The organism is Bacillus sp. FSL K6-0073 (genome assembly GCF_038006085.1).
Lineage (GTDB): Bacteria > Bacillota > Bacilli > Bacillales > Bacillaceae_G > Bacillus_A > Bacillus_A cereus.
Window position 1 is genome coordinate 2,769,257 of the sequence record NZ_JBBOUN010000001.1, and the last position, 16,566, is coordinate 2,785,822.

Consider the following 16,566-nt stretch of genomic DNA (forward strand, 5'->3'; position numbering starts at 1 on the left):
TATACAAAGGCTTGTTTATTAGTCTATTTTCTCCATATTATAAGTAGAGTTAAAAGATTAAATAAAAATAAAAACCGTCACATGACGGCTCTTATTTTTGCAAACTACTCTTTTGTATAAAAATATTTAATTCCTTTCATATCTAACCAAGCAGTCGCTTTGTCCAGTTCGTTCCCTTGACGATAATCTGTTTCGAAATACACAAGCCCTTGGTTATCTCCACGAGATATTATTTTAGAAGTATATCCAAGCTTATCCATCATTTGAATCATGTCAGAAATTAAATTTACACCAAATTCATAAGTAACTACTTTGTTATATTTATTCACTATAATTCCAACCCCTTCTTGTTTTTTTATCGGCTCAACAATTTGATTTGTAAACCAAGCTAACGGCTTATTTCCAATCAGCTTATTTAAATCACACTTGCCGATACCAGCCACATTGCCTGTCTCTGTGTATTGCCAAATATCACATGGATACGCCGGTTTGTTACCACCATAACGAGGAATCCATACAAAATCACAATTGACATTTGCCATTCCAAATGGAGCATACATATGATGAGCAATATATAAACCGACTTTCTTAGCTCCTAATCTGCGTAATTCATCAATAAAAGCTTGTGCACCCGCTCTCATATCGTTCATTGTTCTTACTTCTACGTCAGCTACCCAAACTGTTGCATTTTTTTCACCACGGTTCCAAAAGTCTCTTGCTTCTATCCGTGCATCCTCTACTGAAACGAAACGACAGAACGCATAATTACCAAACGGAATATTCCTTGCTTTCATTGCTTGTACATAATTTTTATATAAAGGATCTACATAGTTTGAACCATCTTGCACACGTGCAATTACGAAATCTAATTGTGGTGCTGCGATATCCCAGTTAATGTCGCCATTCCATTTTGAAATATCTACAATATAACCCATTATTTAACATCTCCTTTTTCATTATTATATTCAAAGCTTGTTTTTTTGTTATTATCAACTAATAAATAGTATGAGAGGTATTATATTATTGGGTAATAATTTAAAATTCGGCTTATGTATTGAGAAAACAAAATATTATTACGGGTTTAATAAGTAAAGATTTACAAAACTCTAAACTATATAAAGTGAAACGATAATTAGTAGGAGGCTACGAGCAGTGTAATTCCCACCTAATTTCTTAGCTTCATCCGAATTTTGAGGTGAGAATTTTACTTCCCGCAAATAGCTTGATAAATAAAACCACCTTTCTGACAGGTGGTTTTGTGTACTAATTTACATATAAATTGTCCATATTTTTATAGTTACTTAATATACTTGTTAACTAAAAATAAGACAATTTTTAGTTTTTAATCAAACCAATTTTCGTTTTATCTCACGTACTCATAGTACCATTTACGTGCATCTAACCAAGCTGTAAATTTATCGATATTCCCGGACGGATAGCCATTCGTTATAGCATAACCAATGCCATCTTTTTGAACGACAATTTGTCCATCAATACCCGCATCAACCATAGCTTGAGCCAAATCTTGTAAATTACTAAATGCTACACCACCAGTTTTTACTTTGAGCAAATTCGCTGCACCTCCTCCAGTTTGTCCTGTAAGAGCAAATACAATAGAATTAGCGATTTTATCAACATTCCATTTTGCCATGTCGGATTCATTATCAATAAACCCTAATTCAATAAGAATAGCCGGTGCCTTCGTTCCATTTAATACCGCTAAATCTGTACGTTGTTTCGCACCTCGATCACGCCATCCAATATCTTTTGCTAGTTGAGCTGAGATTTTAGCCGCCAAATCTTTCTGATCATAATATAAAACCTCAACACCCTGTCCATTTCCATCACTTGCATTAAGATGAAAAGAAATAACTAAATCCACAGCATGGGAATTGCTATTCCGAATGATATTATTTAAATTTTGTGATTGAGTTGCCCCTACCTCGTCCGTATCGTCATAAACCGTGTGTCCTAGGGCTCTTAACTTAGCCGCCACGGCATCTTTAACTTGCCTATCTAGAACGTGTTCTTTCCGATTCCCGAAATTAGCACCTTGAACAATACTATTGTGTCCTCCGTGCAAACTATATCTAGCCATTATTCATCAACATCTCCTTTCTTAATATCTTATTCAAAACTTGTCTTATTGCTATTCCCACTTGCAATCTTAACTGTGCCCATACGTCCTACATTTTCTAAAAGCGACGCAATTTGTTTTCGATATAAAAAAGCTATCGCTTCATAAATCGAATGATTTATTCTCTAAATTACTTTTACATGAATGACGACACGAACAAAAAAGCATCACCCTTTCGGCGATGCCTAAAAACTCTATTTTACTTTTCAGCTCCCTAAATAAATAGAGTTTAAAATCACTGAAACTACACCTATATTTCCTCCCCTTCCTTCACAGCTTCTTTCAACCTCTGCAACATATACCCAATCCCTTTACACCCCTCTAGCGGATATGTAATCATTTCTTCTGGATATAGCTTTGTCACTACTTTTTTATGCTTCTTCCCTGCTAATAAGACGATTTCGTCAAACTGTAATAAACTTTTATCTACCATCTGTTTTTGTAATTGCTCTATACTTATTACCTCATCGCTTTTTGAATCAAATGCAAGATCATAGTTTTCTAATACAATATCACTTGGTCTTAAAAATCCATGTTTCGCTGATAATATAACCCAGTTTTCGAAAAACATAGTTGCGTACGCCTGACATGCTTTTCCGAACGGACTAATATATACATCTTTTGCTTCCATCGGTCCGTAGTCTGAATGTTTATCCCAAATTTTCTTTTTTCCACATGGAATTATACATAGCCTTTTCATATATATTTCTACTCCCTTTACTTTGGTAAATAAAATTCGTTATTTTGTACATTTTTCTCTCGAAATACTATATAATAATTCTGAAAGTTAAAATTACACATTTTACCATATACGTACTATAGATTACTCTCATTGCAAATATTATAATACCATAAAAATTTTTTCATTTTTTCTTCAAAATAATGAAAATAAATTATAATACTAGTATGTATCAATAAAACAATAAAGGAGGTTCATAAAAATGAAAAATATTATCCCTGCACTATTAGTCTATTTTATCGTTTGCGTTATTTCCGTTATCATCCCAGCATCTGAAGGCTATAATTATGTCGGCTGGAAGTTATTTGTTGGGCAAGTGTATGCGATACCTATTTTCTTCATTACTACGATAATCACATTTTATATAAACAAGAAAAAATCTTACGAATAAACGATTATAAGGATAGCTAACGCTATCCTTATTTTAATTCGTTAATCAAAACTTTATATCCTTTCTTCTAAAAAGTTAAACGCAGTTCCTCCGAAATCCAGCTCTCTAATTTTGAAACAGATGCAATATTTTTTCAAAAAGCCCCTGTAATTTACTTTTCAATACTTCCATATCATTAAGCATACACAATGCGACTGTTTAAAAGTTAAAAATTTCTGCTTATTATAAATAAAAAAGGACAAATAGCCAATCTGACTACTTGTCCTTACTGTTCATCTGTACGCAATACGATTAAGCTTGGAATGCTTCTGTTAATACTGGTACGATTTGTTTTTTACGAGATACAACACCTTTTAAAGTAGCTGTATTGTTTTCTAGTGATACGTTGTATGCTTTCTCAACAACGTTTGCTGCTTTACCGATCGCAAGACCGACAGAATCGTTAGTTAAGATATCAGTTACAACGAATAAGAATAGGTCTAAACCTTTTTCTTCTACTACTGCAGAAATTACTTTTTCAAGTTCCGCTTGGTGTACAAGAACGTCGTTTGTATCAACAGCGTTTACTTGTGCGATTTCAACTTTCGCATTACCCATTTGGAATTCTTTAGCATCAAGAGAGATTAATTGCTCCATTGTTTTTCCGCTTAAGTCAGCACCAGCTTTTAACATTTCTAAGCCGTAGTTATCTGCATCTACACCAGCGATTTCCGCTAATTCACGAGCAGCTGCTACGTCTTGTTCTGTGCAAGTTGGAGATTTGAATAGTAAAGAATCTGAAATGATTGCAGATAACATTAAACCTGCAATTTCTTTACGAATTGTTACGCCATTTTCTTTGTACATTTTGTTTAAGATTGTAGCTGTACAGCCAACTGGCTCACAACGATAGTATATAGGATCGCTTGTTTCAAAGTTAGCAATACGGTGATGGTCAATAACTTCTAACACACGAACTGATTCGATATCGTTAGCACTTTGTTGACGCTCGTTATGGTCAACTAAAATAACGTTGTCCACTTCGCTTGCTACTGTCTCAACAAAACGCGGTCCTTCTACTTTAAAATAGTCTAACGCAAATTGAGTTTCACCGCTGATTTCGCCTAAACGTACAGGCTCAGCATTCATTCCTAATTCTTTTTTCAATTCTGCATAAGCAATTGCAGAACAAATTGCATCTGTATCTGGGTTTTTATGCCCGAAAACTAGTACTTTTTCCATGTTTTCCACCTCTTCATGAAAAGGATATCTTAAAGAAGCAAATATGACAATATTTAAAGCATATTTTTTTATAAATAATTGCACTTTCTTCTATATTTTTCATCATTTTCATAAAAAAAATCATCTAAAATGAATTAGATGATCGAAATGTATGTTTCAATTAAAATAGTGTAGGAGCTTGCACTACATTGTTAAAAGCGAAATTTGAGGATAAGCCATTATTCAAAAGGTTTACATCTATAACTTGATAAAACGCATTTCCAGTGTCTGCAATTTCCCAAACAGCTAAAATAAGATGGTATCCACTACGGTCAGTTGGTACATTTGCTTCGTGCGTTACTGTTGTCCCTGGTCTAGCTCCACCGTCATTTTTTACATAGAATGGCACTAAATCTAAATCTGATCGCGTCAAAGGTTTATTGGGATTCCAACCTTTTTTCGTAATATAGTATTTCCACTCTTTCGTACTATGAGGAGCCGTTAGTTTCCACTTGAATGTATTCGTCCCGCCATTTAACGTAACTTTCTTCCACCTATCTACAGTTTGAACATCTAAAGCGGGAAAATGACCAGCCCCTGCAATTTGTCCATCAGAAGGTCCTAGTTGCGGAAATCCACCTATTCCTTCTACGCTTTGAGGTTCATATTGAATCGGTCCACAATTTACATTTACCCCTTGCTTACATAAATAAGATCGGCTCGCTGGTGATTCTACATATCCATGAGCTGAAGCCTTTTCTGAAAATCCAAATGTTAATAATCCCGTAAGTAATACGCCACCACTTAAAATAACTTTCTTCATCTTTTGTAAACTATTCTTTTTCATTCTTTCATCCCCTTCCCATAATAAAGCGAAAATAACTATAGTTGGCTAGTCATCTTCTCTACATTTATTATAAGACGAGAATCATTACTAAAAGAACCCTCTAAAAACTTTCTCAAATTCATTTAGTGCGTTAATTAGATTATAATTAACTATTTTAACACCGCCAGAAAAATATAGACGGTGTTAAAAATAGTCGTTTATTATTCACTTACTAATAATTAAGCACTCTCCCGTTTGATTATACCTTAAATGTTTTTATAATAAATAACCGTAGCATCTAACTTTCCATTCGGAGAAATTGCATACCCTGGTATTGTTCCAACTTCTTGGTAGTCTAGTGATTTGTACAATTTATTGGAAGGATCTCCTTCTCTTGTATCTAATACTAAAAGAGACCTGTTTTCTTGCTTTGCTCGTTCCTCTGCTTTTTGCATAAGTGCTCGTCCAATACCGTTACGTCTAAAGTTTGGATGAGTCATTAATTTGCAAATCTCAGCTCTATGAATTCCGTTAGGCTTTGTAACTAACTGTAATTGAATGCTCCCTGCTACTTCGTTGTTTATTTTAGCCACATACAATATCACTTCTGGCGCTAATACTGTTTGCCAATACTTTGTTGCATCTTTTTGTTCCAGTGGAGGCAAAAAACCAATTGATGCCCCATCATTTACAACCATTTTCAAAAGTTTCGAAAGTTCTTCTATATCATTTTCTAGTTTCTTAATTTCTTCAATTGCTAAATTTCGCATTACTTTTCCCCCTTTTGTTTCATTGTAACAATTTTTAAAGAAGGAATAATGAAATAATAAGAGGAATTTATAGTAAGATATGATTTTTTGTGAAAGGATAACGATATGAAATATATATTAGATAGAACATACGCAAAAGAATTACTCGAATGGGCATATGAACAAAACCCGGGCCCTTGGTTTGAACATTCACTACATGTTGCTCATGCAACTGAAAACATAATTATAGAACTTATAAAAAAAGGGTACAAGCTAGATGCTGACATAGCATATAACGCTGCCCTTTTGCATGATATCGGAAGATACAAAGGTTTTACCAAATCGGTCATTCATTCCTATGATGGTTATATGTATATGAATGATTTAGGGTATACAGGAAACGCTGTTATTTGTGTGACACACTCATTCCCATGCAAAAATGAACATATAGATATCGCAGCGGAATGGAGTCTCGTTCCTGACCATATGAGAAGCCGGTTAGTTGAAATATTAAATGAACATTGTAACTACGATTTATACAATAAAGTAATTACTCTTTGTGACGCTCTTGCTGATGCGGATGGCTTTACTACGCTGGAAAGAAGATTAATTTCTGTTGGTTTGCGTCATGGTACAACATCTCATACATCTTTACATTGGAAAGGGTTTTATGCGATTAAGAAAGAATTAGAAGCTTTAATCGGTAAGAGTATATACACAGTTCTTCCTGATGTAGAAAAATCTATTTATGAAGATATAGAATATTAAATTGAAAACGATAAAAATTTGTATGTATGTTTCTAAACAGAAAAACAAAACAAAAGCCATTGATTATATGAAACAATTGAAGCTTTTTACAAAACCTTAAAACTAAATAAATAGTTGTTATTTCTCATTCCTACTAAATTTAAAATTCTCCCATTATTGTATAACCATAAATTGAACCCATCCTAGATAATTTTTATACTCAAATTTAATTTCACATAAAAAACGTTTTAAACATAAAGTTTAAAACGTTTTTTTATTCAATGCTTTTGATTTTTCAGTTCTGTTAAACACTCTTGCACTAAAGTTACCGCTTGACTCATCGCAGCTCCGCCAGCAAATGCTGCTGAAACACCACATGCTTCCAGAATCTCTTTATCCGAACATCCTTGATCAAGACAACCTTTTGTATGATAAATTGTACAATACTCATCTTGCGTTGCTAAACTAATTCCTAATGCAATAAGTTGCTTTTCTCTTTTTGTTAAAGCACCCTCTTGAAAACAAGCTTGCGTGAACGCATTATATGTCTCAGCGATTTCAGGAATTTGATTTGTAAAACTACCTATACCTTCTTTATAATGATGTAGAATATCATTTATCGAACTATGTTGCTCATGTTCCATCTTATTCCCTCCAGTCATATTATTCATACTTATTGTAGTATGTGATAATATGGAGGTAATATACCTTCTTTTAAATTAAGAATTTTCAGTTAATTTAAGTTATAATTTTAAATTATCATCTACAATAACTTTTTCTCTAGAACTTTTTCTTTCAACCTCTTTACTTCTTTCTTCCCAAAATGTTAATCCTTCAATCCCCACATTTTTAGGATTAAATACTGGATCTTTCCCTTCTTTTTTCTGCGTTTCATAATCTTTTAACACTTTTAATGCGGTTTTACTTAAAAGTAAGATTGCGATTAAGTTTAACCATGCCATACTACCGATTCCTAAATCTCCAAGATTCCATAAAAGCGACGCTGATTCAACGCTACCGATGTAAACCATAATTAAAAATCCAAATTTTAAAACTGGTTTTAACCAGCCATACTTCAGTTGACGATCTAAATAAGTAAGTGTTGTTTCAGCGATATAGTAGTAAGCGAGTAACGTTGTAAATGCAAAAAAGAAAATCGCAATTGAAATAAATATTGGACCAAACCCTGTTATCACAGTTTCAACTGCTTGTTGTGTATAAATTGGACCAGCTTCCACATTTCCTATGTTTTGTACAATGGTGGTTTTCCCTTCAGGTATAACATTGTACATACCTGTTATTAAAATCATAAGAGCTGTCGCTGTACATACGACAATTGTATCGATATATACGGAAAACGCTTGAACTAATCCTTGTTTTGCGGGATGCGATACTTCAGCAGCCGCCGAACTATACGTCGCTTCTCCGACACCAGCAACGTTTGAAAATACAGCGCGTTTTACGCCCCATGCAATAGCTGCACCAACAATTCCACCAAACATTTCATTTACACCAAATGCGCTAGAGAAAATTAAAGCAAACATACTTGGAATCTCCGTTACATTCGCAATTAATATGATACATGTAACAATTACATAACCAATTGCCATAAATGGAACAAGCATTTGAGAAACGCCAGCAATTCTCTTTACACCACCAAAAATAATTGCTGCTAGTAACAAGACTAAAAATATACCAGTTATATATTTGCTAATACCATTAGAGTTTTCAAATCCAACTGCGATACTACTAGATTGAATACCTGGTAATAAAACGCCATATGAAAGTGTTACAACTACTGCTACAATGACTGCAAACCATTTCATTTTCAAACCTTTCTCAATGAAATATGGAGTACCGCCGCGATATTCATTCCCTATTTTACTTTTGTATACTTGAGATAATGTTGATTCTACAAACGCGCTCGCTGCCCCTAACAAAGCCATTACCCACATCCAAAATACAGCTCCAGGACCGCCGAAAGCAATTGCTGTCGCTACCCCTGCAATATTACCAATTCCAACTCTTCCTGATAAGGCTAAACAAAATGCCTGAAAAGATGATATTCCCGTCTCTGAACTCTTTCCTTCAAATAATAGTTTAATCATCTCTTTAAAATAACGGATTTGCAAAAAGCGTGTTGCAATCGTGAAATATACGCCTGCCCCTAATGCAAAAACAACTAAACCGATACTCCACACTTGCCCTACTAACCATTCTACTAAATTCTCCATCCAAATCCCCCTTATCATTCTTTTGAAAAGCAATTTTGTATATAAAAAAAACGGACAACTATTATCAAACTTTCTAGTTGTCCGCATCTTTCATTATTTCATCCCTCAATTTTTATCAGTAAAACGCCCTATTACTTTATATTTACCCAAACACTTTTCACTTCTGTATAATTATCAAGCGCATATGAACCTAATTCGCGGCCAATACCAGATTGTTTATATCCACCAAATGGTGCAGCTGCATTTTCTAAGTTATAATCATTAATCCATACTGTTCCTGCTTTTAATTTATTTGCCACTTGATGACCCGTTTTGATATTTTGCGTCCATACACCCGCAGCAAGGCCATAGGATGAGTTGTTCGCTCGTTCAATTACTTCTTCTGTCGAATCAAATGGCAGAACAACAACAACTGGTCCAAATATTTCTTCCTTAACGATTGTCATATCGTCTGTAACGTCTGTGAATACAGTTGGCTTAACGAAATAACCCTTTTCAAGTGCACGTTCACCACCAGCCGCAACTGTAGCGCCTTCTTTCTTCCCTTGCTCAATGTAATTTAACACACGCTCTTGTTGTTTCTTAGATACGAGTGGACCCATTTCCGTTTCTTTCTCCATACCTGCTCCAAGTTTTACGTTGTTCGCCATTTTCACAAGTGCATCTACTACAGTTTCATAATGTTTACGATGAACAAACACACGTGATCCTGCGCTACAATTTTGACCGTGATTATACATAATACCTTGGAATGCACCATTAATCGCTTCTTCCAAGTCCGCATCTTCTAAAATGATATTTGGTGATTTTCCGCCAAGCTCTAACGTTACATGCTTAATCATTTCTGCAGACTGACGCATAATGTACTTTCCTGTAACAGTAGATCCTGTAAAAGCAACTTTATCAATGTCGTGATGATTTACAATTGCAGCCCCTGCTTCAGGACCAAAGCCTGGTACAAAGTTTACAACGCCGTTTGGAAATCCAGCCTCTTTAAAGAGTTTCGCTGCATATAGTAAAGATAAAGGCGTTTGCTCTGCTGGCTTTAATACAATCGTACAACCTGTCGCCAGTGCAGCTCCCATTTTCCAAGAAGACATAACAAGCGGAAAATTCCACGGAATAATTTGTCCTACAACACCAACAGGTTCATGTCTCGTATAATTTAAGTAATCTTTTGAAATCGGGATTGTTTGCCCAATAATTTTTGTAGTCCATCCTGCGTAATAACGATAATTTTCTACAGTCGCTGAAATATCATCATCAAGTGCTACTTGGTATGGCTTTCCATTATCTAAAGCTTCTAGTTGCGCTAATTCTTCTCTATGTTCTTCAATTAAATCTGCTAATTTATAAATAAGATGCGCTCTTTCAGCAGTAGTCATTTCTGCCCACGGGCCAGATTCAAATGCAGATCTTGCCGCTTTTACTGCAGCATCAATATCCTCTTCTTGCGCTTCACATACGACAGCTAGAACATCTTCTGTTGCTGGATTGTACGTTTCAAACGTCTTTCCGCCAATAGCAGAAACAAATTCGCCATTAATAAACATTTTAATTTCTTCATTTAAAAACGCTTCCACTTTTGGTTTCAGCTCAATATTTGTCTTTAACATTATGTCCTCCTCCTTATTTAAACAGCTGCATGAGCTGCAATATTTGATAAAATCGTTTGAAGCTTTTGATCTTCTTCTACAGTTAACCCTAGTCTTGGATAGCGAGAAGGTCCTCCCGCTTGCCCATGTAATTCCATAGAACGTTTAACGATTTGAACATATTTCCCTGATCCTTCAAGAAACTCGCAAAGTGGTAAAATAGCATCGTTTATTTCCCACGCCTTTTCTAATTCACCATTTTGAAAATGCTCATACATTTTTGTAACGAGACCGGGAACGATATTTCCTGCTACTGAAACCCATCCCGAGGCACCAACTAAATATGATTCCATAACTAAATCTTCAGAACCACAGAAGACTTGGAAAGCCCCTTCACTTTGTCTTACTAAATCTCTCGCTTTTCGAATATCTCCGCTAGATTCTTTAATATGTGTAACATTTTCACACTCTTTTCCAATACGGAGCATTAGCTCTGTACTTATATCAACACCAGAAGTAAATGGATTATTGTATAACATAATTGGTATATTTACAGAGTTTGAGATTTCTTTAAAATGAAAATAAATCTCCTCTTCCTTCGGTTTACAATAGTAAGAGTTTATAATTAATGCACAATCCGCTCCGTGTGCTTCTGCATGCTTCGTATATTCAATTGTTTCTTTCGTCGTTTCCGCAGCAGTTCCAACAATAACTGGAATACGGCCATCAATTTCTTTCAAAACGGTTTCTACCATTTTAAATCGCTCTTCTTTTAATAAACTTACAAACTCTCCTGTACTTCCATTAATGATGATACCTGCAACGTTTTGTTCGATAAAGTAATTTACATTTTGCTTTACCCCATCCCAATTAATTTCCTGAAATTCATCCATCGGTGTTATTAATACTGGGAATGCCCCTTTAATTTTTTGCATATTTATCTCTCCTTATCACATTTTATTTTAATAAGAAACCTGCCGGAAATGGATCCGTAGGGTCTAATAGAAACGTCTGCATCCCTGTAATAAATCCTCTACTTTCAAAACGGAAAATGTATCCTAGTTCCTCCGTCTTCACTTTTTCCACAGTTATAAAACTATTAAATATACTTTCATTTTTAAAAGGTTTATCCGCCATATAATCATTTTTAAATAACGCATGAACATAGGATACAATAGTAGAAACAAAACCTGGCGAACGTACGATAAAGTTATCTTCATGAAATGTAATCGATTTTATATGGTTCTTTTCTTTTTGCGAAGGATCTACTAAAATAAGCCTTTTTATTAGCGACTGTTTTTGTATAGCCTGCAGTGTAGCTTCTCCCCATCTTTTCAATTCAGAAATGTTTTCCATGCGAATTTCTGGCGAATACGCATCTTTTTCTACAACTGCATATACTTTATCTGCTTGTATAAGAGAATAACTTACATTACCAACCTGTAAATTTTTCTCAATCATATAGCATAGTTTGCTTTCAAACGAAACCGATATAACTTCATCATTCTCTACATACGCATGAACTAAAAATATTCCACATAACGTTTCAATTTTGTATTGATTGGACTCTCTCTTTTTTAAATACCTACTTTCGAGTAACATCGTTATTACTGCAACAATGCCTCCATAATGAAGCGGAACCGAACCTTCATGATTAAAAAATAATACAGCTGCATCCACTTCATTATAGATAGATGGAACGACAATACACCCATTCAAACCGATAAAACCACGTGGTTCATTTAATAAAAGCTTCATCTCTTCTGCTAATTCACCTGAAAATTGTTCATTTAATTGCTCCAAACTGTAGTAGTATTTGCATGGTACGTCTTTCATTACACGAAATGCCTCGCCATTTACATGTACGTCTACTGCTGTATACATTTTTTGAATGTTCATTTTATATCCTCCGTTTCATGTTCCATCGGCGGAATTAGCAAAAATCCTTCTTTAAGTGGATCCATTTCATTGTAAAAAAATCTATGCATACCCATAAGCCAAGCTGATCCCGTAATTTTCGTTATGACAGCTTCAATATTTTCAACATGTGTCGTATTCATGACATATCCTTTAAATAAAGAACCAACGATACTCTCATGAATGAACTCTTCACCAATCTCGATTTCTTTCTGAGCGTATAATACAGCTAGCTTCGCAGATGTTCCTGTACCGCATGGAGATCGATCTATTCCGCCTGGTGGTACAACAACTGTATTTTTCACATGCGCACATTCATGAGTAGGATCTGTATAAAATTCAACATGTGTTAATCCTCTTATAAACGAATACTCTGGATGAGTGATTTCAAACTTCTCATTAATTGTGTTCCTTATATGAATCGCCTTATCGATGATTGTAGATGCATTTTCTGGTACTAATTCTAGACCTACTGATTTCGCATCAATAATGGCATAAAAATTCCCTCCATAGGCAATATCAGCCTCTATAGTTCCAATGTCTTTCACTTGTACAGTAATATTTTTCAATAAAAAAGCTGGTATGTTACAGAAAGATACTTCTTTTGCTTTTCCATCTTGAACAGCAATATCTACTTCAACTAAGCCAGCCGGTGTATCTAGTTTTAAAGAAGTAATCGGTTCAACTACCGGAATTAAACCTGATTCAACTAACGCTGTACATACACCGATTGTATCGTGACCACACATCGGTAAATATCCACCTGTCTCTATGTATATAACACCTATATCAGCCTCAGGATGACACGGGTCTGTTAATAATGCTCCTGACATTACATCATGACCACGCGGTTCATTCATTAACAATTTTCGAATCCAATCATACTCCTTTTTCATATGTAACATCTTCTCTGCTATCGTCTCTCCAATCAACTTTGGAAGTCCACTAATTAATGTCCTCGTTGGATTCCCACCTGTGTGTGTATCAATCGTCGTAAAGACTCTTTGTGACCTCATCCGTTTAACACCCTTTCTGTAAAACGACTCAAACGAAGTGGTTCAATAGGAATAATTGTCTCTTTTTCATTTAATAACTCTTCAATTACTTTTCCAGTAACTGCTGCAAGACTAATCCCATCACCTTCATGTCCAGCGGCAATGAAATAATTCGGAATATGTTCCACTCGTGAAATAATCGGTAAATGATCTTCTGTCCACGGACGTAAACCAGCGTAAGAACGAATTACCATCATATCTGCCATTTTCGGATAAAAGCGAATTGCTCTATTTGCGATACATTTAATGACTTCATTATTTATCCTCGTATGAAATCCTACAAATTCACGACTACTACCAATTAAGAAATTTTGACTTTCAGTAGGCTCAAATACGAGCGCAACCCCGTATTTTTCAGTTAAAGCATCCACTTTTCGTTTTCCGCCAAATTTAGAAATTAAATAACCGAATTCCATTACTTTACGGCATCCTACGTGTTGTTGCCTTGAAGCTACAATAATATGCCCTTTTCTCGGTTCAATTGGTATATTTATATTTAACATCTGACCAATCTTAGGAGCCCACACACCGGCTGCATTTACAACTTGTTGTGCTGTAAAAGTTCCATTCGTAGTTTCTACAACAAATGAACCATCCGTCTCTATTTCCATACTCTTTACTTCCGTCTGCTTAAAAGCTTTTGCGCCAAACTTTTGTGCCTCTGACAGAAGCGAGAAAGCAAGGAGATATGGATTCACAGTTGAATCCGTCGCACATTCTAAACCGCCTAATAAATCATCAGCAAAAAAAGGCGACTCTTCCCTTATATCTTGCCTATCAAGCATTCGAAACGGTAATCCAGCTTCTTTTTGCCGATTTACCCATTGCTGCGCAGCTTCCATCTCTTCGTCTGACTCACATACGAGAATACTTCCTGGTGCCCTATATTCAAATGAATGCTCTAATTCTTCACTTAAATCAGTTACTAATTTTTGACTTACTAAAGACATTTGACTATCAAATCCCGGGTCTTTATCAATGGCCAAAATATTCCCATCACACCGTGAAGACGTCCCGCTGACAAATTCCTCTTTTTCAATGATTGTTACGTCTCTTCCGTATTTTGAAGTGTAATAAGCGATAGAACACCCTATTATTCCACCACCTATAATTAAAACGTCGCAGTGCCTCACAATATACTCCTCCTTTCCTAGCCCTCTCACTTTCTTTTTATGCAATTGACGTGCCAATTCTGTACATATACAATTTTTATAAATAATATTTTTATTTGTAAAAATATTTTAAATTCATAGTAAATAGGTGTATTATTTTTTTATCACTGTCAAAATTTTTATACATAACAGGAGGACATTATGGAATTCTCATTTCCGACTATACAAGAATTTTTGGAAAGCGTTTTAATCAATCATACATGTAGCCTTGATCCCATTAAGAAAATAAACGAAAGGTTTTATTACCTCCCTTCTACTACAGAAGAATATAATTGCGCAATTATTTATGTAGATGACTCATTCACTGCATTAATTGACGCTTTTTCTTATGAATTAGCTGTTATCATCCTTAACGAAAACGATGAGCCGATATGCTGTATAACTTCTCAGCAAATGATTCCATTTCTTTATAAGTCCTACAATGAACTACAGTCATTTTATGACACTGTAATACAAACAACTGACTCTTCTGTTACAGTAATTGATAGTAAAGAATGCGTTCGAACTTGGACAGATGGTGCTGAAAAAATATTTTCAGTCAACCATAATGAGATTATTGGGCAACCGATTACTCGTTTTTTTGATTATAAAGACTTGGAAATTTTACAATCTTTACATGATGGAAAAAGCATAGTCGCTCAGTTCCATCAGCCTCGTCCCGATTTATTCGTATTAATTAATTCAAATCCAGTTTATTGTAATGATGAAATTATAGGAGCAGTCGTTTCAGAAACAGATGTTACAAATCAAGTCGCTTTAAATGAAAAACTATTTAATATGTCACATGAAATACACCGTTTAGAACAAGAAGTGGCAAAGTATAAAGATGAATCCGATCCATTCCTTGCGATGAATGGAAAAAGTCCTGTTATACAAAGAACGATACAATTAGCTAGAAAAGTTTGTTCGGTGAAATCAACTGTTTTAATACTTGGGGAAAGCGGAGTTGGAAAAGAAGTATTTGCGAAAGCAATTCATGAAGCAAGTGAAGCAGCGAAGGCGCCTTTCATTTCGATTAACTGCGGGGCAATTCCAGAAGCATTATTTGAAAGTGAATTATTCGGTTACGAGCGTGGGGCGTTTTCTGGAGCAAATAGTAAAGGAAAAAAAGGTAAAATTGAACTCGCGCAAGGCGGTACTTTATTTCTTGATGAAATAGGTGAAATGCCACTTGATATGCAAGTAAAACTGTTACGTGTACTGCAAGAGCGAAAGTATTACCGAGTTGGTGGTGAAAAAGAAATTAATATTGATTTCCGTATTATCGCTGCTACAAATCGTGATTTACAAGAAGAAATGAGAAAAGGAACTTTCCGAGAAGATTTATATTACCGCTTAAATGTAGTTAGCTTGCAGATTCCACCGCTGCGCGAAAGACGCGAGGATATTATTGAATTAACCTATTCTTTCTTAAACGATTTTTCAATCAACTATAACAGACCAATTCGTGACTTACCTTCAAGCATTATGCATGAACTGCTTCATTACAATTGGCCAGGTAATATTCGCGAACTTCGAAACGTTGTTGAACGGCTTGTGGTATTCGCAACAGACGGAATTATAAAACAAGAATATTTACCATTTCATACGACTGAAACTTTAGACAACCATACAGCCCATTCCCTATTACTCAGCAACAATAATACAATCCTTTCTTTACAAGAAGAGATGGATGAGCATGAGAAAAAAGTTATCGAAAGGGCTTTACGAATTTTAAATGGGAATAAATTAGAATGCGCAAAACAACTTGGTGTAACAAGGGCTACTTTATATAACCGTTTAAAGAAACTTGGACTTCAATAAA

General features: G+C 35.0%; 16 protein-coding genes. 3 read left to right on the forward strand and 13 right to left on the reverse strand.

Going from position 1 to position 16,566, the window contains the following annotated elements:
* Window positions 1-104: 104 nt before the first annotated feature.
* The 3 genes from MHB52_RS14405 to MHB52_RS14415 form a co-directional block, all read right to left on the reverse strand.
* Entirely contained in the window at window positions 105-935 is an 831-nt protein-coding gene (locus MHB52_RS14405; protein ID WP_061663014.1) for a GH25 family lysozyme, read from the reverse strand.
* A gap of 428 nt (window positions 936-1,363) precedes the next feature.
* Complete coding sequence (locus MHB52_RS14410) at window positions 1,364-2,098, reverse strand: N-acetylmuramoyl-L-alanine amidase (protein WP_000135280.1); 735 nt, start codon at window positions 2,096-2,098, stop codon at window positions 1,364-1,366.
* Between the two features lie 289 nt (window positions 2,099-2,387).
* On the reverse strand, window positions 2,388-2,837 hold the full coding sequence (locus MHB52_RS14415) for a DUF6884 domain-containing protein (protein WP_000824872.1): 450 nt from the start codon (window positions 2,835-2,837) through the stop codon (window positions 2,388-2,390).
* A gap of 241 nt (window positions 2,838-3,078) precedes the next feature.
* Between MHB52_RS14415 and MHB52_RS14420 the strand changes: the two genes are divergently transcribed.
* Window positions 3,079-3,267: a DUF4017 family protein gene (locus MHB52_RS14420; RefSeq protein WP_000789486.1), complete on the forward strand. Its 189-nt coding sequence runs from the start codon at window positions 3,079-3,081 to the stop codon at window positions 3,265-3,267.
* 291 nt (window positions 3,268-3,558) lie between these two features.
* On the opposite strand, the gene ppaC is transcribed toward MHB52_RS14420, so the two are convergent.
* The 3 genes from ppaC to MHB52_RS14435 form a co-directional block, all read right to left on the reverse strand.
* The gene (gene ppaC / locus MHB52_RS14425; protein ID WP_000416861.1) at window positions 3,559-4,488 is read right to left on the reverse strand and encodes a manganese-dependent inorganic pyrophosphatase; all 930 of its coding nucleotides are present in this window, start codon (window positions 4,486-4,488) and stop codon (window positions 3,559-3,561) included.
* A gap of 160 nt (window positions 4,489-4,648) precedes the next feature.
* A complete protein-coding gene (locus MHB52_RS14430; protein WP_000742279.1) occupies window positions 4,649-5,314 on the reverse strand; it encodes a lytic polysaccharide monooxygenase in 666 nt (221 codons plus the stop codon).
* A 245-nt stretch (window positions 5,315-5,559) separates the two neighbouring features.
* Window positions 5,560-6,063, reverse strand: coding sequence for a GNAT family N-acetyltransferase (locus tag MHB52_RS14435; RefSeq protein WP_061663606.1), 504 nt, complete (start codon window positions 6,061-6,063; stop codon window positions 5,560-5,562).
* Between the two features lie 105 nt (window positions 6,064-6,168).
* Here MHB52_RS14435 and MHB52_RS14440 point away from each other — a divergent pair, with 105 nt between their 5' ends.
* Entirely contained in the window at window positions 6,169-6,810 is a 642-nt protein-coding gene (locus MHB52_RS14440; RefSeq protein ID WP_000874109.1) for an HD domain-containing protein, read from the forward strand.
* Between the two features lie 257 nt (window positions 6,811-7,067).
* Here the strand turns inward: MHB52_RS14440 and MHB52_RS14445 are convergent, their stop codons facing one another.
* The 7 genes from MHB52_RS14445 to MHB52_RS14475 form a co-directional block, all read right to left on the reverse strand.
* A complete protein-coding gene (locus MHB52_RS14445; protein ID WP_170962675.1) occupies window positions 7,068-7,460 on the reverse strand; it encodes a carboxymuconolactone decarboxylase family protein in 393 nt (130 codons plus the stop codon).
* A 72-nt stretch (window positions 7,461-7,532) separates the two neighbouring features.
* Window positions 7,533-9,023 (reverse strand): alanine/glycine:cation symporter family protein, encoded by a 1,491-nt coding sequence (locus MHB52_RS14450; RefSeq protein WP_000429511.1) that lies wholly within the window; start codon window positions 9,021-9,023, stop codon window positions 7,533-7,535.
* Window positions 9,024-9,154: 131 nt separating this feature from the next.
* Window positions 9,155-10,639, reverse strand: a complete 1,485-nt coding sequence (locus tag MHB52_RS14455) for an aldehyde dehydrogenase family protein (RefSeq protein WP_000920976.1) — start codon at window positions 10,637-10,639, stop codon at window positions 9,155-9,157.
* 17 nt (window positions 10,640-10,656) lie between these two features.
* Window positions 10,657-11,553 (reverse strand): 4-hydroxy-tetrahydrodipicolinate synthase, encoded by an 897-nt coding sequence (dapA, locus tag MHB52_RS14460; protein ID WP_061664657.1) that lies wholly within the window; start codon window positions 11,551-11,553, stop codon window positions 10,657-10,659.
* A 22-nt stretch (window positions 11,554-11,575) separates the two neighbouring features.
* Window positions 11,576-12,517 (reverse strand): proline racemase family protein, encoded by a 942-nt coding sequence (locus MHB52_RS14465; RefSeq protein WP_061664656.1) that lies wholly within the window; start codon window positions 12,515-12,517, stop codon window positions 11,576-11,578.
* A complete protein-coding gene (locus tag MHB52_RS14470) occupies window positions 12,514-13,551 on the reverse strand; it encodes a proline racemase family protein (RefSeq protein WP_001257519.1) in 1,038 nt (345 codons plus the stop codon). Before MHB52_RS14470 ends, MHB52_RS14465 begins: the two co-directional genes overlap by 4 nt.
* On the reverse strand, window positions 13,548-14,723 hold the full coding sequence (locus tag MHB52_RS14475; protein ID WP_001215233.1) for an NAD(P)/FAD-dependent oxidoreductase: 1,176 nt from the start codon (window positions 14,721-14,723) through the stop codon (window positions 13,548-13,550). Before MHB52_RS14475 ends, MHB52_RS14470 begins: the two co-directional genes overlap by 4 nt.
* A gap of 180 nt (window positions 14,724-14,903) precedes the next feature.
* On the opposite strand from MHB52_RS14475, the gene MHB52_RS14480 reads away from it, so the two are divergent.
* Window positions 14,904-16,565, forward strand: a complete 1,662-nt coding sequence (locus MHB52_RS14480) for a sigma-54 interaction domain-containing protein (protein ID WP_061664654.1) — start codon at window positions 14,904-14,906, stop codon at window positions 16,563-16,565.
* Window position 16,566 lies beyond the last annotated feature (1 nt).